Origin of the sequence: Moorella mulderi DSM 14980 (assembly GCF_001594015.1) — a bacterium.
GTDB classification, from domain to species: Bacteria; Bacillota; DSM-521; order Neomoorellales; family Neomoorellaceae; genus Neomoorella; species Neomoorella mulderi.
The window spans coordinates 83,280-109,357 of sequence record NZ_LTBC01000003.1 but is presented as its reverse complement, the minus strand read 5'-3'; the positions used below and the strand labels follow the sequence as shown (position 1 = coordinate 109,357).

The following is a 26,078-nucleotide window of genomic DNA, read 5'->3' as shown; positions in this document are numbered from 1 at the left end:
ATGGATATTTCCTACCGTGCCTGGAAGGTTTTCTGGCGTAATTTTGTCGTCTTTCGCAAGACCTGGCTGACCAATATCATGTTCAATTTCCTGGAACCTCTCCTTTACCTGGCGGCCATGGGTTATGGCATGGGCCACTATATCCCGGCCATCCAGGGTATGAGCTACCTCCAGTTCCTGGCTCCGGGGCTGATTGCCTCTTCGGCCATGTGGGCCACGGCCTCCGAGTGTACCTATGACAGCTTTGTCCGCATGAAGTTTCAAAAGACCTACCATGCCATCGTGGCGACCCCAGTGAGCCTGGATGAGGTAGTGGTGGGGGAGATGCTTTTCGGGACCTTTAAAAGTGTCCTCTATGGTACGGTCATTTTGCTGGTAATTTTGTTCCTTGGCCTGGTGCGGTCGCCGGCAGCCCTGCTGGTACCACTGGTCCTGGTGTTATGCGGCTTTGTCTTTGCCGAATTGGGGATGATCTGGACCGGCCTGGTACCCAAGATAGACACCTTTAGCTACTTTTTTACTCTCATCATTACCCCTATGTTTCTCTTTGCCGGGGTTTTCTTCCCCCTGGATGCCCTGCCATTAGTCGTCCAGCGCCTGGCCTGGCTGATCCCCCTTTACCATGTGGTGGAGCTAGTCCGGCCCCTGGTCCTGGGGCAGTTAAGCCCAGTTCTCTTGGTCCATGCAGCCTGGCTGGTAGTTTTTATTGCCATCTTTTTCTACCCGCCCCTTTACCTCCTGCGCCGGCGTTTAGCGGGCTAACAGGTTGTCCCGGCCAGGAGAATATGTTATCCTGGGTTTAAGGTTATGAATAAGGGGGCAGCGACCATTATTACCCTGGGTACTTTATTCAGTCCTTACGCCTGGGTACTCATTATCCTGGCAGCAATAGTTATCTTTGGTCCCAAAAGGTTGCCGGAAATCGGCCGCGGCCTGGGCCGGACGATAAAAGAGTTTAAAAAAGGCCTGGATGCTAGCGATAAGCCGGAAAAGAAATAGAATGGGGTAATTGACGGGTAAGTAAAAATATTTCTGGAGGCGTTAAAATGCTCAACCGGCCTTTACTGGCCATAGACATCGGCGGCGGCACCCAGGATATCCTACTGTACCGTCCGGACCAGCCGCTGGAAAACTGCGTCCAGCTCATTTTACCCTCGCCGACGGTAATCTGCGGCCGGCAGGTGGAGGCAGCCACAGCCGCTCGCCGGGACGTCTTCCTCACCGGCTACCTCATGGGCGGCGGTGCCCTGGTGGGTGCCCTGCGCCGCCACCTGGCTGCCGGTTTAAAAGTCTATGCTACGGCCACGGCAGCGCGGACGGTTTATGACGACCTGGATAGGGTGCGGCAACTGGGCATTGAAATAACTGAGGAACCGCCCGGAGATGCAGTAACCATAAAGACGGGCGATGTTGATCTTGATACCCTGGCCGGTAGCCTGGCTCCCTATGGCGTCAGCCTTCCGGCGGAAGTGGCTATAGCCGTCCTGGACCACGGCGAGGCGCCGAAAGGTACAAGCGACCGTCTCTTTCGTTTTCAGCACTGGCAGCGCTTTGTTGCCGGCGGCGGTAGACTGGCAGACCTGCTTTACCGGGAGCCGCCGCGTTATCTTACCCGCATGCAGGCCGTACGGGAGCAGGCGCCGGGGGCATGGCTTATGGACACTGGCGCGGCCGCCCTGTGGGGTGCCCTGTGCGATGCCAGGGTGGCGGCCCGCAGCGAGGAAGGGTTAATCGTTGTCAACTGCGGCAACCAGCACACCATTGGGGTTCTCCTCCAGGGGCAGCGGGTATGGGGCCTGTTTGAGCATCATACCAGCTGTTTAAGCGGCCACAAGCTGGCTCGTTTTGTCGAAAAGCTGAGGGCCGGGGAGCTAACCAATGAGGAAATCTTTAATGACGGCGGTCACGGATGTTATATTGATCCCGGTTACCGGCCGGGTGGGGGCTTCCGTTTCGTTGCCGTAACGGGTCCGCAGCGCCGGCTGACCATACACCAGGATTACTACTGGGCCGCCCCTTATGGTGACATGATGCTTAGCGGCTGTTTCGGCCTGGTGGCCGCGGTGGGCAGTAACACCAGGTAAAATTGCCCTTGACAGGGGTCGGACTTTGGGCTAAACTACCATCTTGAAGGTCCTTTTAAGTTAGTCCGGTGAGGCTAGCAAGGGAGTAGTATAGGTATACTAGTGGTATGCTATGCCTGCGCCAACCTTCATGCGCAGGTTTTTTAATGCCCGGAGGAGGGGTTAAGATGGAGCTGGCGGTCAAAGCCAGGATCATGGATGCCGATAAGCTGCGCCGGGCCCTGACACGCATAGCCCATGAGATCCTGGAGCGCAACCGCGGGACGGAAAACCTGGTCCTAATCGGCATCCGGCGGCGGGGCGTGCCCCTGGCCGAACGACTGCAGAAACTTATTGAGGAGATTGAAGGGGTGAAGGTACCCTTAGGTATTCTCGATATCACCCTCTATCGCGACGATCTCACCACCTTGAGTGTCCAGCCGGTCATTCACCGTACTGAGATCCCCTTTAATATCAGCGGTAAGAAGGTAGTCCTGGTGGATGATGTCCTCTTTACCGGCCGGACGGTCCGGGCGGCCCTGGATGCCTTGATTGACCTGGGCCGGCCGCAGAATATTCAACTGGCAGTAATCATTGACCGGGGCCACCGGGAATTACCCATTCGCGCCGATTATGTGGGGAAAAATGTTCCCACTTCCCGTAAAGAAGAGATTGCCGTTCAACTTGAGGAAATTGACGGCGTCGACCAGGTATTGATCACGGAATTGCCTCAAGAAGCCGGTATCAGTCCTTGAAATTAGTCCCGTGAGGCTAATAAGGACGGGCGGCAGCGTTCCTCCTTATTAGCCGGTAAGCTGATAAGGAGTTTTTTTATGCCCGGGAAACGGAGGGATTTGATTTGCGCTTAAAGCACAAGGACCTGCTGGGGTTAAAAGACCTCACGGCGGAAGAAATTGAACTCATCCTGGAGACGGCGGCCCCTATGAAGGAGATCCTCGGCCGCGATATTAAAAAAGTCCCTACCCTGCGGGGCAAGCTGGTAGTCACCCTTTTCTACGAACCCAGCACCAGGACGCGGACTTCCTTTGAACTGGCCGCCAAGTACATGGGCGCCGATACGGTGAGCATCGCCACCGCCACCAGCAGCATCCAGAAGGGCGAGTCCTTAAGGGATACGGCCCGCACCCTGGCGGCCATGGGTACCGACGCCGTCATCATCCGCCACAGCGCTGCCGGCAGCCCGGCGCTTTTAGCCCGTACTATTGAAGCACCGGTATTAAACGGCGGCGACGGCATGCACGAGCATCCTACCCAGGCCCTGCTGGACATGTTTACCATCAAAGAAAAGCTGGGCGGCTTCAAGGGCTTGAAGGTGGCCATCCTGGGGGACATCCTCCACAGCCGCGTGGCCCGTTCCAACATCTGGGGCCTGACCAAGATGGGCGCCGAAGTGCGGGTAGTCGGCCCGGCGACCCTGATGCCCCCCGAGGTGGAAAAGCTGGGCGTCAAGGTTTACTACAACGCCGAAGAAGCCCTCAAAGATGTGGATGTCATTAACGTCCTGCGCATCCAGAAGGAGCGGCAGAAGAAGGGCCTCTTCCCATCCCTGCGGGAATACGCCCGCCTGTACGAATTGACCCCCCAGCGCCTCAAACTCGCCCGGCCCGGCGCCCTGGTGCTGCACCCCGGTCCCATGAACCGCGGCGTGGAGATTGCCCCGGCGGTAGCCGACGGCCTGCAGGCAGCCATCAACGAACAGGTTACCAACGGCGTGGCCGTACGCATGGCCCTGCTTTACCTGCTGATTGGAGGTGCCAACTGATGGCCATTTTAATCAAAGGCGGGCGGGTAATTGACCCGGCCCAAAACCTGGACGCCCGGCACGACCTGTTAATTGAAGGCAATAAAATAGTTGCCCTGGAAGCCGACATCACAGCCCCGGCGGGAGCCAGGGTAATTCCTGCCGAGGGCAAGATTGTTACCCCCGGCCTGATCGATATGCATGTTCATTTGCGCGAACCGGGGTACGAGCAGAAGGAGACCATTGCCACCGGTACCCGGGCGGCGGCTGCCGGTGGATTTACGGCCGTGGCCTGCATGGCCAATACTAACCCTGTGGCTGACAGCGCCAGCGTCATTGCCTTTATCAAAGAAAAGGCCCGGCAGGAAGGGGTGGTCCGGGTTTACCCCGTGGGTGCCCTGTCCAAAGGGCTGGAGGGTAAGGAAATAGCGGAAATCGGGGACCTGGCGGCGGCCGGCGCGGTAGCCATTTCCGACGACGGCCACCCGGTAATGAACGCCCTGGTCATGCGCCATGCCCTGGAGTATGCCAAAATGTTCAACCTGCCGGTAATCAGCCACTGTGAAGACGCCGATCTAGCTAACGAAGGCCTCATGCATGAAGGCCTCATGTCCACCATCCTGGGCCTCCGGGGGATACCGGCGGCAGCCGAAGAGGTGATGGTCGCCCGGGATCTTATCCTGGCGGAACTCACCGGAGGACGGTTGCACCTGGCCCACGTCAGCACGGCCGGCTCCGTCCGCCTGCTCCAGGAAGCCCGGGCCCGGGGTGTTAAAGTGACGGCCGAAGTTACCCCTCATCACCTTTGCCTGACGGACGGGCTGGTCCAGAGCTACGACACCAGCACCAAGGTCAACCCGCCTTTGCGGCCGGCGGACCACGTGGCGGCCGTGGTGGCGGCCCTGGCGGCCGGGGAGATTGATGCCATCGCCTCTGACCACGCTCCCCACGCCGATGAGGATAAGGATGTAGAATACGATTACGCTCCCTTCGGCATGGTGGGCCTGGAGACAGCCGTCCCTCTGGTGGTGACGGAGCTGATTCTACCTGGAAAATTAAGCTGGCTACAGGCGGTGAAGGCCTGGACGGTGAACCCGGCCTGGATTTTAAATGTACCCGGGGGCAGCCTGGCGCCGGGAGGGGTAGCCGACGTGACCATTATTGACCCAGAGTTGGAGAAAGAAGTCAATGTCAACGAATTTTACTCCCTGGGTCATAACTCTCCCTTGCATGGCCGCAAGCTAAAGGGCTGGCCGGTAGCGACCATCGTCGGCGGCCGCATCGTTATGGAGCAGGGGAAGGTCATAGAGGATTGACTTATGAGGGCCAACAACCCCGCCACGAAGGCAAATAATTTGGCGAAGGAACTTAACCTCTCCTGCAAGAAGATATCGAAACGTTATTTTAGAGGAGTGAACGCCGGTGCAAGGGTTTTTGGTGCTGGCAGACGGTACGGTTTTTACCGGTGAGGCCTTAGGTTATCCCGGCCGCTGCCATGGGGAAGTGGTTTTCAATACCAGCATGACCGGTTACCAGGAGATCCTGACCGATCCCTCTTACTGCGGCCAGATTGTCGCTCTGACCTATCCCCTGATTGGCAACTACGGCATTAACGCCGAGGATTGGGAATCCCAACGCCCCCAGGTAGCCGGCTTTATCGTCCATGAAGCCTGCCCTCGGCCCAGCCACTGGCGGGCCACCGGGGACATTAACCATTATTTAAAGGAAAACCGCATCCCGGCCCTCCAGGGGGTGGATACCCGTGCCCTCACGCGGCACCTGCGCCGCCACGGTACCATGCGGGGTATCCTGGCCACCGGGGAGGTTGATATCGAGGCGCTAAAGGCCCTGGCCGCCACGGAGCCGCCTTTAAGCGGGCCCAAACTGGTGCCGGCCGTGACCAATAAGGAACCTTTTACGGTTGAAGGCGGCGAGCGCCGCATAGTCCTCTATAATTTCGGTGTCAAGGAGAATATCATCCGCTGGCTCCACCGCGTGGGCTGTACGGTCATGGTCATGCCGGCCCGGAGTACGGCGGCTGACATTTTAGCCGCCCGGCCCCACGGGGTGGCCATTTCCAACGGCCCGGGCGACCCCAAGGATGTTCCCTACGGGGTGGCAACCATCCGGGAACTCCTGGGCAAAGTACCCATGATGGGCATCTGCCTGGGCCACCAGCTCCTGGCCCTGGCCCTGGGGGGCGATACCTATAAGCTCCCCTTCGGTCACCGGGGCGGCAACCACCCGGTCAAGGATTTAAGTACCGGCCGGGTCTACATCACCTCCCAGAACCACGGCTACGCCGTCCGGGCCGAATCCCTACCGGGAGAAGTGGCCGTCTCCCACATCAACCTTAATGACGGCACCGTTGAGGGCCTGCGCCACCGGCAGCTGCCTATCTTTTCCGTCCAGTACCATCCCGAGTCTTCGCCGGGACCGACTGATTCAGAGTACCTTTTCCATGAATTTATCCAGATGGTAGATGGCAACCTGGGAAAGGAGGGCCACTGAGATGCCGGTTAAACCGGGGTTAAAAAAGATCATGGTCATAGGATCCGGGCCCATTATTATCGGCCAGGCGGCGGAATTTGATTACGCCGGCACCCAGGCCTGCCGGGCTTTAAAAGAAGAAGGGATGGAGGTTGTCCTGGTCAATTCCAACCCGGCTACCATCATGACCGACCGGGACATGGCCGATCGCGTTTACCTGGAACCCCTGACCCTGGATTTTGTAGCCAAGATTGTTCGCCAGGAGCGGCCCGACGGCCTGATCCCCACCCTGGGGGGGCAGATGGGGCTGAACCTGGCCCTGGAGCTGGCCGAAGCCGGCGTCCTGGAGGAAACCGGGGTAGAGCTGCTGGGGACGCCTTTAAAGGCCATCCAGCGGGCCGAGGACCGGGAGCAGTTCAAGGCCATGATGCTGGAACTGGGGGAACCGGTACCCGAGAGCCGGATTGTCAACACCGTCGAGGAAGCCCTGGCCTTTGCCGGGGAAATCGGTTACCCGGTCATTGTGCGGCCGGCCTATACCCTGGGCGGTACCGGCGGCGGGGTGGCCCGGAATGAGGCGGAGCTGGAGTCCATTGCCTTGAAGGGCCTGAAGCTTAGCCTCATCAAACAGGTCCTGGTGGAGCGCTCCGTCGCCGGCTGGAAGGAGATCGAGTACGAAGTCATCCGCGACGGGGCCGATAACTGCATTACCGTCTGCAATATGGAAAATATCGACCCGGTAGGTATCCATACCGGCGACAGCATCGTCGTCGCCCCTTCCCAGACCCTTTCGGACCGGGAGTACCACCTGCTGCGCCGCTCGGCCCTCAAGATCATCCGCGCCCTGGGCATCGAAGGGGGCTGCAATATCCAGTTCGCCCTGGATCCCGGCAGTATGCGCTATTACGTCATTGAGGTCAACCCCCGGGTCAGCCGCTCCAGCGCCCTGGCTTCCAAGGCTACCGGCTACCCCATTGCCCGGGTGGCCACCAAGATCGCCCTAGGTCTGACCCTTGACGAGATTCCCAATGCCGTCACCCGGGAAACCAAAGCCTGCTTTGAACCGGCCCTGGATTATGTCGTCGTGAAAATCCCGCGCTTTCCCTTCGATAAATTCTCCCTGGCCGAACGCCTCCTGGGTACCCAGATGAAGGCCACCGGGGAGGTAATGGCCATTGACCGCACCTTCAGCGGCGCCCTCTTAAAGGCCATTCGCTCCCTGGAATTAAAACTCGATGGTTTAAGGGTGCCGGCCTTCCAGCGTTTCAGCGACGGCGCCCTGCGCCGCAAAATGGCCGAGGCCGACGACGAGCGCCTGTTTGTCATTGCCGAAGCCCTGCGCCGGGGCTGGACCATTGCTGCCATCCATGAAATCACCGGCATTGACCCGTATTTTTTAGGCGAGATTGAAGCCATTGTCGCCATGGAAGAAAAACTTATAGCGGCAGGTCCTACCCTGGATGGGGTTACCTTAAGGCGCGCCAAGGCCATGGGCTTCAGCGATGGCGAGATTGCTAACTTTACCGGCCTGCCGCCGGCGGCCATTGCCCGGCAGCGGCAGGAAGAGGGGATCAGGCCCACCTTTAAGATGGTGGATACCTGCGCGGCCGAGTTTGAAGCCGTCACGCCCTATTACTATTCCAGCTACGATGTCGAAGACGAGGTGCGGCCCCTGGATGGCCGCAAGGTTGTGGTCCTAGGAGCGGGGCCCATTCGCATCGGCCAGGGGATCGAGTTTGACTACTGCTCGGTCCATGCCGCCTGGGCCCTGCGCCGCGCCGGGGTGCACCCCATAATGATCAATAACAACCCGGAAACGGTCAGCACCGATTTTGATACCTCAGACCGCCTTTACTTTGAGCCCCTGACACCGGAAAATGTGTTGAACGTCCTGGAACGGGAGCAGCCGGAAGGGGTGATTGTCCAGTTCGGCGGCCAGACGGCCATCAACTTAGCCAAGGTAGTGGCCGATGCGGGCTTTAAGGTCCTGGGTACTACGGTGGCCGATATTGACCGGGCCGAAGACCGGGAAAAGTTTGACGCCCTGCTGAATGAACTCCGGATCCCCCGGCCCCGGGGCGGGACGGCGACTTCCGTAGCCGGGGCGGCGAGGATTGCCAAAGAACTCGGTTTCCCGGTGCTGGTGCGGCCTTCCTACGTCCTGGGCGGCCGGGCCATGGAGATCGTCCACAGTGAGGGCGAACTCCTGGAGTATGCCACCACCGCCGTCAGGGTGGCCCCGGAACACCCCATCCTGGTGGATAAATACCTGCCGGGGACCGAGGTGGAAGTGGACGCCGTCAGTGACGGTGAGACCGTTCTTATCCCCGGCATTATGGAACACGTCGAGCGGGCCGGCGTCCACTCCGGCGACAGCATCGCCATTTACCCCGCCCACAGCTTACCACCGGGAGTGGCGGAAAAAATTGTTTCCTATACCGAACAGCTGGCCCGGGCCCTCCAGGTGCGCGGCCTCCTCAATATCCAGTTTGTCATTCACCAGGGGGAGGTCTATGTTCTGGAGGTTAATCCCCGCTCCAGCCGGACGGTACCGTATCTCTCCAAGATTACCGGCGTGCCCATGGTGGCCCTGGCCACCAACGTGATGCTGGGTAAAAGCCTTCCGGAGCAGGGCTACCGGGGAGGCTTAATGCCGCCGCCGGATTTTACCGCCGTGAAGGTCCCCGTCTTTTCCTTCGGCAAGCTCCTCCAGGTGGATACCTCCCTGGGACCGGAAATGAAGTCCACCGGCGAAGTAATGGGCATCGATCCCGTCTATGAGAGGGCCCTTTATAAAGGTCTGGTGGCTGCCGGCTGCGCCATCCCCGGCCGGGGCACCCTGCTGGCCACCATTGCCGATAAGGACAAGGCGGAAGCGGTACCCATCATCAAAGGTTTTGCCGGACTGGGCTTCAAGGTGGTGGCTACCGCCGGCACGGCCGGCGCCCTGGCCGCGGCCGGGCTCTTTGTGGAGAGGGTGGGGAAGATCCGCGAGGGTTCGCCCCATATCCTGGATTATATCCGCGAAGGGAAGATACACTTCGTCCTCAACACCCTGACTAAGGGCAAGATGCCCGGCCGGGACGGCTTTAAGATCCGCCGCGCCGCAGCCGAACTGGGTATCCCCTGCCTGACCTCCCTGGACACGGCCCGGGCCCTGCTGAAAGTGCTCCAGTCCCTGCAGGCCGGGGATGAATTTGAACTTAAACCTTTGCAGGAGTATGTATCCGGTGCATAGTATCTCTTGCTTCTAATTGCAAAACCGCACCATCTCTACACCCTCTCCACCTCTACTTCGCTTTTCGAACTATAGGCTCATAAAGTGAGATTTAAGAGCGCCTATTTTGTCCATGTAGAGTACAGGAGATGATCTATATGCCTTCCAGAGATAAAATAATCGTTGCTTTAGATGTACCCGACCTGGCGGCCGGGGAAAAGTTGGTAGACCAGCTTTTCCCCTACGTCGGCATGTTTAAAGTAGGCCTGGAGTTTTACACGGCCGCTGGACCGGCGGCCATCCGTATGATCAAGGAACGAGGCGGCAAAGTCTTTGCCGACCTGAAGCTCCACGACATCCCCAACACCGTGGCCGGGGCGACCCGGGCCCTGGTGCGCCTGGGGGTGGACATGCTCAACGTCCATGCTGCCGGCGGCAGGAGCATGATGGAGGCCGCGGCAGCGGCTGCCAGGGAAGAAGCTGCCGCAGTTGGACGCCCGGCACCGGTCCTCATTGCCGTTACCGTCTTGACGAGCCTGGATGGGGAAGCTCTGCGCCACGAGGTGGGAATTGAGCGGGAGGTAGAGGAGCAGGTGGTGCGCTGGGCGCGACTGGCCCGGGACTCCGGCCTGGACGGGGTGGTGGCCTCACCCCGGGAGATCCGGGCTATCCGGGAAGCATGCGGGCCGGAATTCGTCATTGTAACGCCGGGGGTGCGCCCGGCGGGAGCCGACCTGGGCGACCAGCGCCGGGTCATGACCCCGGCCGCGGCCCTGCAGGAGGGGGCTTCTTACCTGGTAATCGGCCGCCCCATTACGGCTGCCCCCGACCCGGCTGCCGCCGCCAGGGCTATTGAGAGGGAGATGGAGGGCATTATATAACCAGTTAACGAAAGCCATCAGAGTAGACTTAGGCTCTCGCCACGACGTAGGCTGCAAAACATCGGGTTCATTTGTCAATACTATGATAGCCTCTCGGCTGACCATAAAAAGCTTGATAGGTCGTCTTGTAGGCGTTACAATAATCATAAATCGTTCTGTCTATAAAAAATGGAGTGAAACACGATGCGTGAGTGGAAGGCAATAGAGATTGAAAAGCAAATTGCTTCCCAAATGCCGGAAATCAACCGTAGAATTATTCGCTCTCGCAGCGAACGCGTAACCAGGAGAAGGCCGCGGGACCCGGAAGAGCAAGAAATACTGGACCACCTTTGTATTTATAAATGGCAAAGGTCCGTTGCGGATGGTAAGGTAAAAATTTTAAGTAAACGAGAGTGGTATTATGAATTCGATTGAAGAAGCCAGACAGGCCATAGCTCGTCTAGTTTCTAAAAATCGCTATGAAGCAATGATAGAAACGACCGCTATCTTCACAGAATTAATGGAACCTTACGGCATAAAACCCGTAATTGTCGGAGGACTGGCGGTGGAAATTTACACCCGCGGTCAATATACTACACAGGATATCGATTTGATTTTAGGGCGCAGGGACTTAGCCAATGAAATCTTTTTACAATTAGGGTTTATAAAAGAAGGTAGGCACTGGTTTCATCCGGAAATAGATATTGGTATAGAAATTCCCAATGATGTTCTAGAAGATGCTGATGAAGAAAAAATTATTAAACTTCACCTGCCGAGTGGTAGACATGTATACGTGATCGGGATAGAAGATATTATTTTAGATCGTCTACGGGCCTGCATTTACTGGCAGTCAACCTCCGATTGTGAATGGGGTCTTAGGATGTTGAAGGTACATCGTGATAGATTAGATATAGATTATATGCTTTCAGCAGCGGGCCAGGATTATCCAGCTACCCTACAGAAACTAAAGGAATGGTTGAATGAATAAACAAAAATGAATGTCCTGCCATGGGCATTACTTTAGGCATCCTACTCCGCCGGCGTTACGTAAACCGTGCGCTGGTGGTCGTAAATGACCATTCCGGGCCTGGCGCCGGCGGGTTTGCGGACGTTTTTCACCAGGGTGTAGTCGACCGGTACCCGGCTGGATTGGCCGGCGCGGCTGTAGCGAGCGGCCAGCCGGGCCGCCATTTCCAGGGTAGGGGCGGGTACTTCCCGGCCCCCGGTACGGATGATCACATGGGAGCCGGGGATGTCTTTGGCATGGAGCCAGAGGTCGCCTGGAGCAGCATATTTTAAGGTCAACCAGTCGTTCTGGCGGTTATTTTTGCCCACCAGGATTTTAAGACCGTCTGGTGAAGTGAATTCCAGGGGCTGGGAGGGCCGGGGGGCCTCTTTTTTGCCGCCCTTTTTGCTGGGTTTGCCCGGCTTTTCTTTTTCCTTTTCTTCCGGCAGGTAGCCAGCCTGGCGCAGTTCCCGGCGGATTTCCGCCAGGTCGTCGTAACTTGCGGCCATGCTCAAGGCCTGGGCGATGCTTTCCAGGTAGGCTATTTCGGCCCGGGTTTGTTCCAGCTGCTCAGCGGCCAGGCGGGCGGCATTTTTGGCCTTGTTATAGCGATGGAAATACCGCTGGGCGTTTTCGGCCGGGGTCAGGGCCGGATCCAGCTCGATGGTTACCGGTTCGCCTGCCGGGTCATAGAAGTTGGGGGCCGTTAAAGCAGCTTCCCCTTTTTTCAGGCGGTAGATATTGGCGGTGATGAGCTCCCCGGCTAGGCGGAATTTTTCCGCATCAGCGGCTTCGGCCACCGTAGCGGCCTGGAGGCCTTCTTTTTTATAGCAGCGTTTTAATTCCCGCTCCAAGATATGCTCTAAGCTGCTCCTGGCCCCTTCAAGGAGCTGTTGCTCCCTGCGGGCCTGATAGTAACTGTCGCAGGCGGCCGAAGGGGTTGAAAAATATTCCCTCGGCAATCCCTGGTACTGGGAAAGTTCAAAGGCGGCAAAGGCCAGGGGCCGGCGTTCCTGCCCCAGGACGACAACCGGCTGCCAAGCGGCCGGGCTGGTAGCCGCCATGATTTCCCGGAGGGCCTGGTAAATGCGGGCCAGTTCGTATTCGCCGCAGCCTTCCAGGGTTGCTCCGGCCGGCAGGCCGGCCCGGCAGACGACTTCCCGGGCGGTTTCCGGCCCCAGGCCGGCGAGTTTTTCCACCAGCAGGCGCTCCAGGAGAGTATCCCAGGGGCCTTCCCACAGGAGGCGGGCAAAGGCTTCGTCATCGAGGCCGCGGGGATCGGCCTTGGCCTGGGCTGGCGGCGGGACATAGGGGCGCCCGGGCAGGACCTCCCGGTGGCGGCTGACGGCATGGGTGTAACGGCGGGCGGCGTCAATAATGCTGCCGTCGGGGTTGAGCAGGATGATATTGGAGTGCTTGCCCATGATTTCAATTAACAGCACCCGCGTTCCCGGCCGGCCCAGTTCATCGGTCGTCTGGAAATGTAATGCCAGGACCCGCTCCAGGCCCGGCTGCTCGACGGCCACTAGGGTCCCACCCTCCAGGTGTTTGCGCAGGACCATGCAGAAGAGGGGTGGTGTGACGGGATTGGTAAAGCTGGCCGCCGTTAGATGCACCCGGGCCTGGTCGGCCAGGCTGCAGAGGAGGAGTTTCCTGGTGTCACGGCCTTTACGCAGGTGGAGAATAATCGTTTCTTTTTCGGGTTGAAAGATGCGGTCAACACGGCTGCCGATCAATCCGGAGAGTTCTTCCTTGATGGCAGCCAGGAAGAGGCCGTCATAAGCCATGATATATGCTCCTTCAAAAGTTGAAGTACGAAGTTAGAGACCGTAAGGCATCCGGCACCCGGCCTCTGCATAAACGGTTGGTGAGCGTTGTGAGGCTCCTTTAAAATGAGCCATACACGACTTTAGTATATCATTACCTGAAGGTGACTGGAAACTCCCTGCCCGGCTGTTCTTTTCTTCCAGGGACAGGCATACACTGATGGTGATTCTGGAAAAAAGAAGGGGCGAGGGGAATGCAGTCACGACTGTGGTACCAGTTGAGTCCTGGAGAGGCCTTAGAGGCTTTACAGACCGATGCCGGGCGGGGCCTGGCGGAATTGGAAGCGCGCCGGCGCCTGGAGGAAGCTGGTCCCAACCAGCTCAAGGCCAAACCCAAGGTGCCGCCTTATAGAATTTTCCTGGCCCAGTTTCAGGATTTCATGGTCCTGGTCCTCCTGGCGGCTACGGCCGTTTCGGCCTTCCTCGGGGAAACGGCCGATGCCATTACCATTGTGGCTATAGTAGTCATCAATGCTATCCTGGGCTTTGTCCAGGAATACCGCGCCGAACGTTCCCTGGAAGCCTTGAAGGAAATGGCGGCGCCGGAGGCCCGGGTCAGGCGGGATAATGAGGTCCGGCGGGTACCGGCGCGGGATATCGTACCCGGCGATATTTTGCTCCTGGAAAGCGGTGACCGGGTGGCGGCCGACGCCCTGCTGCTGAAAGCCATTAACCTCCAGGCCGATGAGGCGGCCCTCACAGGGGAGTCGGTACCGGTCCATAAGGAGCCCGGTCCTTTGAGAGGGACGGTAGCCGTCGGCGACCGGCGCAACATGGTCCACCAGGGAACGGTGATCACCAGCGGCCGGGGCGAAGCCGTAGTGGTAGCTACGGGCATGAACACGGAAGTAGGCCAGATTGCTGGAATGCTCCAGGAAGTAGAAGATGAAGATACCCCTTTACAAAAACGCCTGGCCTCCTTAGGCCGCTGGCTGGTGCTGGCCTGCCTGGCCATCTGCGCTACAGTGGTTATTATCGGTACCATGCGGGGCGAAGAGCTCTATGGCATGTTCCTGGCCGGCGTAAGCCTGGCTGTGGCAGCCATCCCCGAGGGCCTGCCGGCCATTGTCACCGTCTGCCTGGCCCTGGGGGTGCAGAAGATGGTGCAGCGCAATGCCATCATTCGCAAGCTGCCGGCCGTGGAAACCCTGGGATGTGCGACGGTGATTTGCTCGGACAAGACCGGGACACTCACCCAGAACCAGATGACTGTGCGCCGGGTTTGGGCCGGCGGCAAGAGCCTTATGGTGAGCGGGACAGGATATATTCCCCAGGGTGAATACCAGGACCAGGGGCGGCGGGTGGCGGTGGATGGCGACCTCAAGATGCTGCTGACCATTGCCGCCCTGTGCAATAATGCCCTGCTGCAAAAGGCCGGGCTGACCATTGGCGGCTGGCTGCGCCGGGGCAACGGGCGGGAGAAGGCCGGTGTGGGACAAAAGACCGGTTTCTTCAGTAAAATGTTTGGCGGCCGCAACGGCGGCAACTGGAGTATCAGCGGCGACCCCACGGAAGGCGCCCTGCTGGTGGCGGCTGCCAAAGGGGGTCTCTGGCGGGAAAGGCTGGAGCGGGAAGAGCCCCGGGTAGCCGAGATTCCCTTTGATTCCGGCCGCAAGCGCATGAGTGTTATCTGCCGGGCGGGCCGGGGCTTACGGGCCTATGTCAAAGGGGCCCCGGATGTCATCCTCGACCTCTGCGACCGTATCCTCGTAGACGGCAGGGTCCTGCCCCTGGATGCCGCCCGGCGCGAACTCATGAGAGCCGAAAATGAGGCTATGGCCGGGCAAGCCCTGCGGGTCCTGGCCCTGGCCTACCGCGACCTGGAGGCAGGGGCGGAAATAAAAGGAGAAACGGTAGAAAAGAACCTCATCCTGGTGGGCTTAATGGGCATGCTGGACCCGCCGCGGCCGGAAGCGGCGGCGGCCATCCGCGTCTGCCACCAGGCCGGGATTAAAGTGGTCATGATTACCGGTGACCACCAGGTAACGGCCCGGGCCGTGGCCCGCGAACTGGGCCTGCCGGCAGGGGCAGGGCAGGTTTTAAACGGCCGGGAACTGGAAACGATGAACGATACCGAGCTGGCCAGGGTAGCCCCGGAAGTCAATGTCTACGCCCGGGTTTCGCCCCACCACAAGCTGCGTATTGTCCGGGCCCTAAAGGCCAACGGCCATATTGTGGCCATGACCGGGGACGGGGTCAACGATGCCCCGGCCATTAAAGAGGCCGATATTGGTATTGCCATGGGCCGCAGTGGTACTGACGTGGCCAGGGAAGCCGCCGCCATGGTCCTGGCCGACGACAATTTCGCCACCATTGTGGCCGCCGTGGAAGAGGGCCGCGGCATTTACGATAATATCCGCAAATTTATCCGTTACTTGTTGTCCTGTAATATCGGGGAAGTGTTTACCATGTTCGTAGCGGCCATCAGCGGCCTGCCCCTGCCCCTCTTACCCATCCAGATTCTCTGGATGAACCTGGTTACCGATGGGCTGCCGGCTATGGCCCTGGGGGTGGACAAAAAGGAGCCGGGCCTGATGCAGCGGCCGCCCCACCAGCCCGGGGAAAGTGTCTTCGCGCGCGGCCTGGGTAAGGGCATGGCTGTCCTGGGCCTCCAGATTGGCCTGGCCACCCTGGCCGTTTTTATCCTGGGCCTGTACCTGGGTGATGGCGATTTAATTACCGCCCGCACCCTGGCCTTTACCACCCTGGTCATGGCCCAGCTCTTCGCCGTCTTTGAATGTCGCTCGGAACACCTTTCGCCCTTTGCGGTAGGTTATTTTTCCAACCCCTACCTGGTGCTGGCCGTAGCCTGCTCAGTCACCATGCAACTGCTGGTACTTTACGTACCCTTTCTACAGGTTGTTTTTAAAACAGCACCCTTAAACTCCTTCCACTGGGGCATAGTTTTACTGGCAGCCGGGTGGCGCACCCTCCTCCAGGCCATCAGCTACTACCTGGTGGCCCCGGTCTGGCGCCTGGTCTGGCAAAAGTAAAATAAGGGTGGTAAAAATTAAAGGGTAATGTTAAAATAAAACAATGAAATGCCGCGAATGATAAGGGTGATTGCCTTTGCATTTTGTCAAGATGCATGGCCTGGGTAATGATTTTGTGCTGGTAAATGCCCTGGAAGAAAAAGAACTGGGCGATTTACCAGTCCTGGCACGGCGGGTCTGCCACCGCCGCTTTGGTATTGGCGCCGATGGGCTGATCCTGGTTTTGCCTTCAGCCCGGGCGGACTTAAGGATGCGGATTTTTAACCCCGACGGCAGCGAGCCGGAGATGTGCGGCAATGGCATTCGCTGCTTTGCCCGCTATGCCTATGAAGCGGGGCTGGTGCGGGGACCGGAAATCCAGGTGGAAACCCTGGCCGGAATTATAAAGCCCCGGCTGATCCTCAATGGTGATCAAGTAGCCGGTGTCCGGGTAGACATGGGCGAGCCTCGCCTGGAGCGGGGCCAGATTCCCATGGCCGGTGAAGGTTCCCCGGTGGTGAATGAGCCGGTGACGGTAGCTGGCACCACCTGGCGGGGAACCTGTGTTTCCATGGGAAATCCCCATTGCGTTTTTTTTGTTGAGGATGTAGCGGGGGCTCCCGTGAATACGGTAGGGCCGGCAGTAGAAAACCACCCCCTCTTTCCCCAGCGCACCAACGTCGAGTTCATCGAGGTCCTGAACCGCGGCGAGCTAAAAATGCGCGTCTGGGAGCGGGGAGCCGGGGAGACCATGGCCTGCGGTACCGGTGCCTGCGCTGCCGCCGTCGCCGGCGTCCTCACCGGCCGCAGCAACCGGGAAGTGACGGTCCACCTGGCCGCCGGTGACCTGCAGATCGAATGGTCGAGGGAGAATAACCATGTTTACATGACCGGACCAGCAGTAGAAGTCTTCCGGGGCCATTTCCCCCTCCATGAGGAGTAAAACCACCACCGCAGGTGGGATGTAATGTAGCTTTAAGGGGCGGGAGGACAACCCCTCGTTGAATAGCATGCTATTTTGGTAAGGAGGATAAATTATGCAAGAAGCCAGGCGTATCCGCGAGTTACCACCCTACTTATTTGCCCGCATTGAGAAAAAAATTGAAGAGGCCCGGGAACAGGGAGTTGATATCATCAGCCTGGGTATCGGCGATCCTGATCTCCCTACCCCGGCCCATGTCATAGATAAACTGGTGGAACAGGCCCATAACCCCGAAAACCACCGCTACCCCACCTCAGTAGGGATGCTCTCTTTTCGCCAGGCCGTGGCCGACTGGTACCGCAACCTTTACAATGTTGACCTTGATCCCCGCCGGGAAGTAGTAACCCTCATTGGGTCCAAAGAGGGTATCGCCCATATCTCCTTTTGCTATGTTGACCCCGGCGATATCAACCTGGTACCCGACCCCGGTTACCCCGTCTACCATATCGGCACCCTGCTGGCCGGCGGGGAATCCTACTTTATGCCCCTCACGGCGGCCAACGGCTTTTTGCCTGACCTTAAGGAGATTCCCAGCGATGTCGCCCGGCGGGCGAAGCTGATGTTTATCAATTACCCCAATAACCCTACCGGTGCTGTGGCCGACCTTAAATTTTTCCAGGAAGTTGTCGAGTTCGCCAAAAACTACGATCTCATTGTCTGCCACGATGCCGCTTACAGCGAAATTACCTACGACGGCTATCGCGCCCCTTCCTTCCTGCAAACTCCCGGGGCTAAAGACGTGGGTATTGAATTTAACTCCGTATCCAAACCCTATAATATGACCGGCTGGCGCCTGGGCTGGGCCTGCGGCCGCGCCGATGTCATCGAGGCCCTGGGCCGGCTCAAGTCCAACATTGACTCCGGGGCCTTCCAGGCCGTCCAGTATGCCGGCATTGCCGCCCTGACGGGGCCCCAGGACGGTCTTGCTGAAGTCCGGCGCATTTACCAGGAGCGGCGGGACATCATTGTTGAGGGACTTAACTCCCTGGGCTGGCAGCTGGAGAAGCCCAAAGCTACCTTTTACGTCTGGGCGCCGGTACCCAAAGGCTATACTTCGGCCGGGTTTGCCGAGATGGTCCTGGAGAAGGCCGGCGTGATTATAACTCCAGGTAACGGTTATGGTAATTATGGCGAAGGTTATTTCCGTATTGCTTTAACCATCAGCAAAGAACGCATGCAGGAGGCCATTGAACGCCTGCGGCGTGCCTTGGGAAAAGTAGAATTTTAATGGCAATCAGGGGCGCAAAACTTTTGCGTCTTTCCTTAAATGGAAGGGGCAGGCCATGCTGAACAGTATGACGGGTTATGGCCGGGGTGAAGCCAGCGGTACCGGCAGGACTGTTACTGTAGAGATTAAGGCCCTAAACCAGCGTTTCCTGGATGTGGTGATCCGGCTACCCCGCCTTTATACGGCCCTGGAAGAAAAGATACGCCAGGTCGTTAAAAATAGCCTCAGCAGGGGCCGCGTGGAAGTAATGGTGAGCATCAGCGAAGAAAATGTGGAAAAACGGCCGCTAACCGTTGACATGGGCCTGGCAATGGCGTATTATAATGCCTTGAAGGAATTGGCGCAAAATCTGGCTATTCCGGCGGATATTACCGCCGAGAAGCTATTAGCTATGCCAGAGGTCGTTAAAGTTGCCGAACCGGAATGGGACGAGGCCACCCTCTGGCCGGTAGTAGCCGGGGCTTTAGAAAAAGCCCTGGAGAATTTACTCGCTATGCGCCGGGCCGAAGGGCAACGCCTGCAGGCTGACCTGGAAGCCAGGGCCGCGTATGTCCGCCGGCAGGTGGAAGCTATCCGGGAACGGGCGCCAGAAGTACCCCGGGAATATGCTGAGCGTCTTAAAGAGCGGGTAGCCGAACTAACCGGGGGCCTTGCTCTGGATCCCGGGCGCCTGGAGATGGAAGTAGCCCTGCTGGCCGAACGGGCTGATATCACCGAGGAAATCATCCGCCTTTTAAGTCACCTGGAGCAAATGGCAACGGCCATGGCCGGGGCAGAACCGGCGGGGCGGCGGCTGGATTTTATCCTGCAGGAAATGTGGCGGGAGATTAATACCATCGGCTCCAAGGCCAGTGACCTGGCCATTAGTAATCTAGTAGTAGCGGTTAAGGGTGAACTGGAGAAGATGCGCGAACAGGTCCAGAACGTGGAGTAGGTAAAGGAGGGGGAGTATGGACCTCAAATTAATTAACATTGGCTTTGGCAACATTGTTTCCGCCCGGCGCATAGTAGCCATTGTCAGCCCCGAGTCCGCACCCATTAAACGAATTATCCAGGAAGCCCGCGACCGCGGCATGTTAATTGATGCCACCTATGGCCGCCGGACCAGGGCGGTGATTATTACCGACAGCGATCATATCATCCTGTCGGCCGTCCAGCCGGAAACGGTGGCTCACCGCCTGTCTTCCCGGGAACCTATTAATACAAGTGAGGAAGCGGAAGAATAAATTCCGGCTGGATAACAGCAAAGCACTACCGGGACGCGGGTGGCCACGATAAATGGCAGCGCGAATATATCTTTGTCCTTGATCCCCAGGGAAAAACGTATAAAAGAGCGTTTTCCTGCGGGTGTTTTTATCTTTTCGGGAGGAAGAAATATTGAAACAGCCATCCCTGGATCAACTGGAAAAGCGAGTTGGCAGCAAATACGCCCTGGCGGTCCTGGCCGCCAAGAGGGCGCGGACGCTGACGGAAGGGCAGTTTGCCAACCTGTACCCTAAGGGGACCAAGCCAGTAACGGTAGCCCTTATGGAGATTGCTGAGGGCAAGATAAATTACGAGTGGGGCAAGAAGAAAGCGTGAAGGTCTTAGAGGGCAAAACCATCCTTTTAGGGGTCTGCGGCGGCATTGCCGCCTACAAGGCGGCCGAGCTTTGCCGGCTTTTGGTCCAGGAAGGGGCTACCGTCCGGGTGATCATGACAGCAGGGGCAACGGAATTTATTACCCCCCTGACCTTCAGCACCCTAACGGGGCAACCGGCCCTGACGGCAATTTTCGGGGCCGGGAGCGGGGGACCCTTGACCCATATTGACCTGGCTAACAAAGCTGATCTTTTCCTCGTCGCCCCGGCGACGGCCAATATCCTGGCCAAGCTGGCCACCGGCCTGGCCGATGACCTCCTGAGTACCACAGCCCTGGCGGTAAACTGTCCCACCCTGGTGGCCCCGGCTATGAATGTGAATATGTATGCAAAAGCAGCCGTCCAGGAAAACCTGGCGACATTAAAACGGCGCGGCTGGGGCATTATTGAACCGGAAGAAGGCTTCCTGGCCTGCGGTACTACGGGCAAAGGCCGGCTGGCCAGTTTAGAGCGTATAGTCGCTGCCTGCCGGCGAGCCCTGGCACCCCAGGATTACAGGGATCTGGTGGTGCTGGTGACTGCCGGCGGCACCAGGGAACCACTGGACCCGGTAAGGTACATAGGTAATTACAGCTCCGGTAAAATGGGTTATGCCCTGGCCCGGGCAGCCTGGGAGCGTGGTGCCAGGGTGACGCTAATCACTGCCAGCCCGCTACCGCCGCCACCCGAGGTAGAAGTGGTGCGGGTCCAGACGGCAGCCGAAATGCTGGCCGCCCTGGAGGAGCGGTTTGCGGGAGCAGATATAGTCCTCAAGGCCGCCGCGGTAGCCGATTTCCGGCCTGTAGCTAAGGCAACGCAGAAGATCAAAAAGGGGCAACAGAGGGAATTATTTGTTCACCTCGAACCGACTGTGGATATCCTGGCTTGCTTAAGCAGGATGAAAGAAAGACAAATATTAGTCGGCTTTGCCGCCGAAACGGAAGACTTGCTGGCAAACGCCGGGCAAAAGTTACATGACAAACAGCTGGATTTAATCGTAGCCAATGATGTTACCAGGCCCGGGGCAGGATTTGGCAGCGAAACAAATATTGTCACTTTGCTTTTTCCTGGCGGCCGTAAGGAAGAATTACCGCAGTTACCAAAGCTAGAAGTGGCCCACCGTATCCTGGATGCCGTCACAACTTTGCCGCGCTTTCCGGGGAGGAGCGCAGGGCCGGAAAGGGAGGAATAAAGAAATGGCACGCAAGTTATTTACATCCGAATCTGTAACTGAAGGGCATCCTGATAAAATTGCCGACCGCATTGCCGACGCCGTCCTGGATGCCATTTATGAAAAGGATCCCCTGGCCAGGGTGGCCTGCGAGTGCCTGGTCAGTACCGGGCTGGTCCTGGTGGCCGGGCAGATAACCACCGATTGCTATGTGGATATACCGCGGGTGGCCCGGGAAACCATTCGCGAGATTGGCTACACCAGGGCCAAATTTGGCTTTGACTGCGATACCTGTGCTGTGGTCACATCCATTGATGAGCAGTCGCCGGATATTGCCATGGGCGTCAATGAAGCCTGGGAGAAAAAGCAGGGGGTAGCCAGGGATGAATTAGAGACTCTGGGCGCCGGCGACCAGGGAATGATGTTTGGCTATGCTACCCGGGAGACGCCGGAGTATATGCCCATGCCTATTGCCCTGGCCCATAATCTCACGCGCCGGTTGGCTGAGGTGCGGAAAGAAAGGATCCTGCCCTATTTACGGCCGGACGGTAAGTCCCAGGTGACGGTGGAATATGAAGACGGCCGGCCTGTAAGGGTGGATACTGTTGTTATTTCCACCCAGCACCGGCCCGACATCGAGATGGCCGCCTTAAGGGACGACATCCTGGAAACCGTCATCAAGCCTGTGATCCCGGCTGAGATGCTGGATAACCGGACGAGATATTTTATTAATCCCACCGGCCGCTTTGTCGTTGGCGGCCCCCAGGGCGATACCGGCCTCACCGGCCGCAAGATTATTGTCGATACCTATGGTGGTATGGCCCGCCACGGCGGCGGTGCCCTCTCCGGCAAGGATCCCACCAAGGTGGACCGCTCGGCTGCCTATGCTGCCCGCTATGTGGCCAAAAACGTGGTGGCAGCCGGCCTGGCTGACCGCTGCGAGGTGCAGGTGGCCTATGCCATCGGTGTGGCCCGGCCGGTATCCATCAGCGTGGAAACCTACGGGACCGGCAAAATCAGCGACGAGCGGCTGGTAGAATTGATCCAGGCCCACTTTGACCTGAGGCCGGGAGCCATTATCCGCGACCTGGATCTGCGCCGGCCCATATACAAGCAGGTGTCCGTCTATGGCCATTTCGGCCGGCCCGACCTGGACCTCCCCTGGGAACGGCTGGACAAGGTAGAAGCCCTGCGGGCGGATGCTGGTTTATAGTTATAGTCGAGGCCTTTGAGGGAAGGTATAAGCCAGAGTAATTTGTGGCCTTGATACGTAAGGGCCTCCGGTATAATTCCGGAGGCCTTGATTTTCTCCCGGAGAAAGAGTTTTGTGAGCTGAGTAGGACGGTAAGCCGATTGCGCCAGGCATTTTGTGGTGCCATTGCCAGAGTGGCCGCTAAAAATGAAGACGGTAACGGTGGGGGGCAAAACAGGCAAAACGAAATAGTGTTGATTCCCCGGCCGGGTGGTGTTATAATATCCCTTGTGATAAGTGCTGATGTGGCTCAGGGGTAGAGCAGCGCACTCGTAATGCGCAGGTCGAGGGTTCGAATCCCTCCATCAGCTCCAGAAAAAAGCTAGACGCCGCAAGAGTTTGCGGCGTTCGCTGTTTCTTCCGGCAGGGATAACTCCAGACGGGCCGGTTGGTTACGGCGGTTTTTAAACTTTAAGACCAGGTGTTTTTCAATCCTGGCGAACATAAATTTTATCTATGTAGTCCGGCATTGTAGGCTTTTTCCCTGCAAAGAAAAAGGCTGTTGACCTACTAACTTGTCAACAGCCTTTGGTGTCTTTGTAATGCTAAGGGATACCAATGGTGTTCAGATTAGGGGTCCACTTGCACGGGTTCAATTTCAATAGCACAAATACGGCCTACAGGAATTATGATTTTCCTCATGATCTGTTTATCAACGAGTTGACCACCACTAAAAACCTTCATGAAGAGGCAATCGCCCGGTGCCGGAAGCAGAACTGCAAAATTAAAGACGAAAAATAATTTGGATCCGTTTATAACTTTTTTGCAACAATCTCCACACTCGAATTCAATGCCAATTTTTTTGTCTCCGTCGAGTTGCATTTCGTTGAGGGCGGCCTCCAGCCCTTCCAATGCTGGATCTTTTTTTTCGGGTGAACCATCTTTAATCTTGTCAAAAATTGTGTTCAACTCAGCCTCTTGAGACATAGGAATCACTCCTCCTTTTATTCTTTGATAATATAATATGGCTTCATACGGAAAAGGTTCCATATTAAGCCAAATATATTAAGCTACACCAAATTTTTCCCCCTGCCCGCAGGAAAGACAGGGAGCATTGCCGGAGTTTCGGTGACTCATGGCTAATTCCATGCGGTACCATTACCGTCTGGTAACCAGTGCCTTCAGAGTCCTTGCCTACAAACCTTTGACACGCACCAATGTAGATCTAAGGTTGTATTTTTCATCATTAAGTTTTACAATAAATTTAGAGGTAAAGCAAAAGAGAGGTGAGGGTTAATGCCGACGGTGAAGATTTCCGCTAAGGGTCAAGTGGTTATCCCTGCTCATTTACGCCAAAAATATGGCCTCCAGGCGCGGGGAAGGGCCATAATTACAGAGAAGGAAGGTCAAATCATTATTACCCCTGCCCCGGCTGACCCGGTTAGAGGGGCGCGAGGCATGTTGAAAGCAAAACAATCATTGACAAAAACCCATGCCGCCTATAAGCGGGAAGAACGTAAATTAGAGGAAGACCATGAACGGCAGTTACCATAAAAATTTTGTCCTTGACGCTTATGCCGTCATTTGTTACCTGGAAGACGAAACCGGAGCTGATGAAGTAGCTCTGCTACTAAAAAAGGCCGGGGATAACACCGTGCGGCTATTCATGACGTGGATAAATTTAGGTGAAGTATATTACCGGGTACACCGGAAATATGGGGAAATAGAAGCTGAAAGGGTCCTGGAAACGGTAAAAAACTGGCCGGTAGAGTTTTTGGTAGGTGACGAAGATTTAACGCTGGTAGCCGCCAGAGTAAAGGCTTCCTATGCCCTGTCTTACGCCGACGCCTATGCCATTGCTGCGGCGTTAAAAAATAATGCTGCTGTAGTGACGGGTGATCCGGAAATTAAGAATGCCAGTGTTAAAATGGGTTTTCCTTTAACCTGGCTGGGACAAGGTAATCCAGAGTAATCCCTTACCCTTGTTAGGGTTTTCGCTTATAAGGTCATACCGAATTCGTAATGCACAGGTAAAGGCGTGTGAGCATGAAAAACATGGCTCGGTGCCGAACTAACCTTAAACAGGAAGGAAACCGGCTTTAAGAGGCGATTGATTTGCAGGCTTCCCTACAGCAAGAGCTGGCAAGGATTGTCGGGAAGGACCGGGTACTGGCGTCACCCGAAGATCTCCTTTGCTATTCTTACGATGGTACTTTTGTGGCCTACAAGCCGGATGTGGTAGTTAAGCCGGCCAGTACCGAACAGGTGGCCAGGGTACTGGAACTGGCTTGCCGGGAGGGCATACCGGTCCACCCCCGCGGCGCCGGCACGGGCTTAAGCGGCGGATCGGTACCCAGGGGCGGGGGTATAGCCCTGGTAATGACGGCCATGAACACCATTTATGAGATTAACCCCGAGGACATGCTGGCCGTAGCAGGTCCGGGGGTAATTACCGCCGGCCTGCACCGGGCGGTAGAAGAAAGGGGGCTTTTCTATCCCCCGGACCCCGGCAGTGCCGAGTTTTGCACCCTGGGTGGCAACGTTGCCGAGTGTGCCGGAGGGCCCCGGGCCCTCAAGTATGGCGTCACCAGGGACTACATCCTGGGCCTGGAAGTGGTGCTGGCCGACGGCCGGGTAATCCACCCGGGGGGCCGGACCGTCAAAAACGTCACCGGCTATGACCTTTGCCGGCTGTTTACCGGGTCTGAAGGGACCCTGGGGGTCATCACCAAAATTACCCTGCGCCTTATTCCTAAACCCCAGGCCGTCAAAACCATCCTGGCAGCCTTTAAAGACCTGGTGCAGACAGGTGAAGCAGTCAATGCCATCCTCAGTGCCGGGATAATACCCAGAACCCTGGAGATTATGGACAGTGTCTCCATTACCATCGTAGAACAGTTCAGCCCCTGCGGGTTACCTCGGGAAGCGGCAGCCGTGCTCCTTATCGAGACTGATGGGGACAGGGAGCAGGCCCAAAGGGAAGCAGAGAGAGTAGTAGCGGTTCTGAAGGAAGTGGGAGCTGCCGAAATCAGGTTCGCTGCTGATGCCCGGGAAGCAGGAGACTTATGGCGGGCACGGCGGGCTGTCTCCCCGGCCATAACCCGGATTAAACCCACCAAAATTTCCGAAGATGCCACTGTCCCCCGCAGCCGGGTACCGGCCATGATCCGGAGGCTGGGGCAAATACGGGAAAAATACCAGATTGACCTGGTCATCTTTGGCCATGCCGGTGACGGCAACCTTCACCCCAACATAGCCTGTGACCGCAGGGATGCGGGAGAAATGCAGCGGGTGGAAAAGGCCATTGCCGAAATCTTTCAGGCTGCTTTAGAGCTGGGGGGGACACTTTCGGGGGAACACGGCATCGGCCTCCTCAAGGCACCTTTCCTTATGGCAGAACTGGGAGAGGCTGGCTACCAGGCCATGCAGGATATTAAAAGATCCCTGGACCCGAAAAACATTCTCAACCCCCACAAGATTTTCTCTGAGTGACAGGGTTATCGATATCCAGACGGCGAGTACGGGTCCATGTGGCCAGGAGGTTAAATTTTACTTTTATGATACAATAGTTTAAAAAGCGGAGTGGAAGCGGAGAGAAAGTGGAGAGGGTCCGGGCCGGCCAGTTAAATCACCTTTAACTGCAGGGAACCCCCGGCAGGCTTAAAACTGGGGATACCCAAATCTGAATCCC

25 protein-coding genes and 1 tRNA gene are annotated in these 26,078 nt (G+C 57.4%); 23 read left to right on the top strand and 3 right to left on the bottom strand.

What is annotated here, in order from left to right; translation table 11 throughout:
- The 11 genes from MOMUL_RS05670 (at position 1) to MOMUL_RS05620 (ending at position 11,380) form a co-directional block, all read left to right on the top strand.
- Positions 1-762, top strand: a complete 762-nt coding sequence (locus tag MOMUL_RS05670; RefSeq protein ID WP_062282688.1) for an ABC transporter permease — start codon at positions 1-3, stop codon at positions 760-762.
- Between the two features lie 45 nt (positions 763-807).
- Entirely contained in the window at positions 808-999 is a 192-nt protein-coding gene (tatA, locus tag MOMUL_RS05665; protein ID WP_062282686.1) for a twin-arginine translocase TatA/TatE family subunit, read from the top strand.
- A gap of 47 nt (positions 1,000-1,046) precedes the next feature.
- Complete coding sequence (locus MOMUL_RS05660) at positions 1,047-2,084, top strand: DUF1786 domain-containing protein (RefSeq protein ID WP_062282683.1); 1,038 nt, start codon at positions 1,047-1,049, stop codon at positions 2,082-2,084.
- A gap of 167 nt (positions 2,085-2,251) precedes the next feature.
- Positions 2,252-2,818 carry a bifunctional pyr operon transcriptional regulator/uracil phosphoribosyltransferase PyrR gene (gene pyrR, locus MOMUL_RS05655; protein ID WP_062282680.1) on the top strand — a complete coding sequence of 189 codons (567 nt, stop codon included), beginning with the start codon at positions 2,252-2,254 and terminating at the stop codon, positions 2,816-2,818.
- A gap of 104 nt (positions 2,819-2,922) precedes the next feature.
- Entirely contained in the window at positions 2,923-3,846 is a 924-nt protein-coding gene (locus MOMUL_RS05650) for an aspartate carbamoyltransferase catalytic subunit (RefSeq protein WP_062282678.1), read from the top strand.
- Entirely contained in the window at positions 3,846-5,141 is a 1,296-nt protein-coding gene (locus MOMUL_RS05645; protein ID WP_062282675.1) for a dihydroorotase, read from the top strand. Before MOMUL_RS05650 ends, MOMUL_RS05645 begins: the two co-directional genes overlap by 1 nt.
- A 106-nt stretch (positions 5,142-5,247) precedes the next feature.
- Positions 5,248-6,336 (top strand): glutamine-hydrolyzing carbamoyl-phosphate synthase small subunit, encoded by a 1,089-nt coding sequence (gene carA / locus MOMUL_RS05640; protein ID WP_062282672.1) that lies wholly within the window; start codon positions 5,248-5,250, stop codon positions 6,334-6,336.
- Between the two features lies 1 nt (position 6,337).
- Positions 6,338-9,553 carry a carbamoyl-phosphate synthase large subunit gene (carB, locus tag MOMUL_RS05635; RefSeq protein WP_062282669.1) on the top strand — a complete coding sequence of 1,072 codons (3,216 nt, stop codon included), beginning with the start codon at positions 6,338-6,340 and terminating at the stop codon, positions 9,551-9,553.
- Positions 9,554-9,690: 137 nt separating this feature from the next.
- Positions 9,691-10,413: an orotidine-5'-phosphate decarboxylase gene (gene pyrF / locus MOMUL_RS05630; RefSeq protein ID WP_236713004.1), complete on the top strand. Its 723-nt coding sequence runs from the start codon at positions 9,691-9,693 to the stop codon at positions 10,411-10,413.
- Between the two features lie 183 nt (positions 10,414-10,596).
- Complete coding sequence (locus MOMUL_RS05625; protein WP_062282664.1) at positions 10,597-10,827, top strand: hypothetical protein; 231 nt, start codon at positions 10,597-10,599, stop codon at positions 10,825-10,827.
- A complete protein-coding gene (locus MOMUL_RS05620; protein WP_062282661.1) occupies positions 10,814-11,380 on the top strand; it encodes a hypothetical protein in 567 nt (188 codons plus the stop codon). The genes MOMUL_RS05625 and MOMUL_RS05620 overlap by 14 nt, the downstream gene beginning before the upstream one ends.
- A 41-nt stretch (positions 11,381-11,421) precedes the next feature.
- Here MOMUL_RS05620 and MOMUL_RS05615 read toward each other — a convergent pair whose 3' ends face one another.
- Positions 11,422-13,185, bottom strand: a complete 1,764-nt coding sequence (locus tag MOMUL_RS05615; protein WP_062282658.1) for an Rqc2 family fibronectin-binding protein — start codon at positions 13,183-13,185, stop codon at positions 11,422-11,424.
- Between the two features lie 233 nt (positions 13,186-13,418).
- Here MOMUL_RS05615 and MOMUL_RS05610 point away from each other — a divergent pair, with 233 nt between their 5' ends.
- The 9 genes from MOMUL_RS05610 (at position 13,419) to MOMUL_RS05570 (ending at position 22,761) form a co-directional block, all read left to right on the top strand.
- Positions 13,419-16,217 carry a cation-translocating P-type ATPase gene (locus tag MOMUL_RS05610; RefSeq protein WP_062282655.1) on the top strand — a complete coding sequence of 933 codons (2,799 nt, stop codon included), beginning with the start codon at positions 13,419-13,421 and terminating at the stop codon, positions 16,215-16,217.
- A 76-nt stretch (positions 16,218-16,293) separates the two neighbouring features.
- Positions 16,294-17,139, top strand: coding sequence for a diaminopimelate epimerase (gene dapF / locus MOMUL_RS05605; RefSeq protein ID WP_062282653.1), 846 nt, complete (start codon positions 16,294-16,296; stop codon positions 17,137-17,139).
- Positions 17,140-17,233: 94 nt separating this feature from the next.
- Positions 17,234-18,406 carry an LL-diaminopimelate aminotransferase gene (locus MOMUL_RS05600; RefSeq protein WP_062282650.1) on the top strand — a complete coding sequence of 391 codons (1,173 nt, stop codon included), beginning with the start codon at positions 17,234-17,236 and terminating at the stop codon, positions 18,404-18,406.
- Between the two features lie 55 nt (positions 18,407-18,461).
- Complete coding sequence (locus tag MOMUL_RS05595) at positions 18,462-19,340, top strand: YicC/YloC family endoribonuclease (protein ID WP_062282647.1); 879 nt, start codon at positions 18,462-18,464, stop codon at positions 19,338-19,340.
- A gap of 16 nt (positions 19,341-19,356) precedes the next feature.
- The gene (remA, locus tag MOMUL_RS05590) at positions 19,357-19,632 is read left to right on the top strand and encodes an extracellular matrix/biofilm regulator RemA (RefSeq protein WP_054938316.1); all 276 of its coding nucleotides are present in this window, start codon (positions 19,357-19,359) and stop codon (positions 19,630-19,632) included.
- A gap of 151 nt (positions 19,633-19,783) precedes the next feature.
- Positions 19,784-19,987, top strand: a complete 204-nt coding sequence (gene rpoZ / locus MOMUL_RS05585; RefSeq protein WP_062282644.1) for a DNA-directed RNA polymerase subunit omega — start codon at positions 19,784-19,786, stop codon at positions 19,985-19,987.
- Complete coding sequence (coaBC, locus tag MOMUL_RS05580) at positions 19,966-21,216, top strand: bifunctional phosphopantothenoylcysteine decarboxylase/phosphopantothenate--cysteine ligase CoaBC (RefSeq protein WP_236713003.1); 1,251 nt, start codon at positions 19,966-19,968, stop codon at positions 21,214-21,216. Before rpoZ ends, coaBC begins: the two co-directional genes overlap by 22 nt.
- A gap of 4 nt (positions 21,217-21,220) precedes the next feature.
- On the top strand, positions 21,221-22,408 hold the full coding sequence (gene metK, locus MOMUL_RS05575; protein ID WP_062282639.1) for a methionine adenosyltransferase: 1,188 nt from the start codon (positions 21,221-21,223) through the stop codon (positions 22,406-22,408).
- Positions 22,409-22,686: 278 nt separating this feature from the next.
- Positions 22,687-22,761: transfer RNA gene (locus tag MOMUL_RS05570), tRNA-Thr, on the top strand.
- 8 nt (positions 22,762-22,769) lie between these two features.
- On the opposite strand, the gene MOMUL_RS17510 is transcribed toward MOMUL_RS05570, so the two are convergent.
- Both MOMUL_RS17510 and MOMUL_RS05565 read right to left on the bottom strand, forming a co-directional pair.
- Positions 22,770-22,892 carry a hypothetical protein gene (locus MOMUL_RS17510; protein ID WP_269085189.1) on the bottom strand — a complete coding sequence of 41 codons (123 nt, stop codon included), beginning with the start codon at positions 22,890-22,892 and terminating at the stop codon, positions 22,770-22,772.
- Between the two features lie 125 nt (positions 22,893-23,017).
- A complete protein-coding gene (locus MOMUL_RS05565) occupies positions 23,018-23,374 on the bottom strand; it encodes a hypothetical protein (RefSeq protein WP_054938311.1) in 357 nt (118 codons plus the stop codon).
- A 309-nt stretch (positions 23,375-23,683) separates the two neighbouring features.
- Here MOMUL_RS05565 and MOMUL_RS05560 point away from each other — a divergent pair, with 309 nt between their 5' ends.
- The 3 genes from MOMUL_RS05560 to MOMUL_RS05550 all read left to right on the top strand — a co-directional run bounded on the left by MOMUL_RS05560 (position 23,684) and on the right by MOMUL_RS05550 (position 25,879).
- The gene (locus tag MOMUL_RS05560; RefSeq protein WP_062282637.1) at positions 23,684-23,941 is read left to right on the top strand and encodes an AbrB/MazE/SpoVT family DNA-binding domain-containing protein; all 258 of its coding nucleotides are present in this window, start codon (positions 23,684-23,686) and stop codon (positions 23,939-23,941) included.
- Entirely contained in the window at positions 23,922-24,359 is a 438-nt protein-coding gene (locus MOMUL_RS05555) for a type II toxin-antitoxin system VapC family toxin (RefSeq protein ID WP_062282634.1), read from the top strand. The genes MOMUL_RS05560 and MOMUL_RS05555 overlap by 20 nt, the downstream gene beginning before the upstream one ends.
- A 143-nt stretch (positions 24,360-24,502) precedes the next feature.
- Positions 24,503-25,879: an FAD-binding oxidoreductase gene (locus MOMUL_RS05550; protein WP_062282632.1), complete on the top strand. Its 1,377-nt coding sequence runs from the start codon at positions 24,503-24,505 to the stop codon at positions 25,877-25,879.
- The last annotated feature ends 199 nt before the right edge of the window (positions 25,880-26,078 follow it).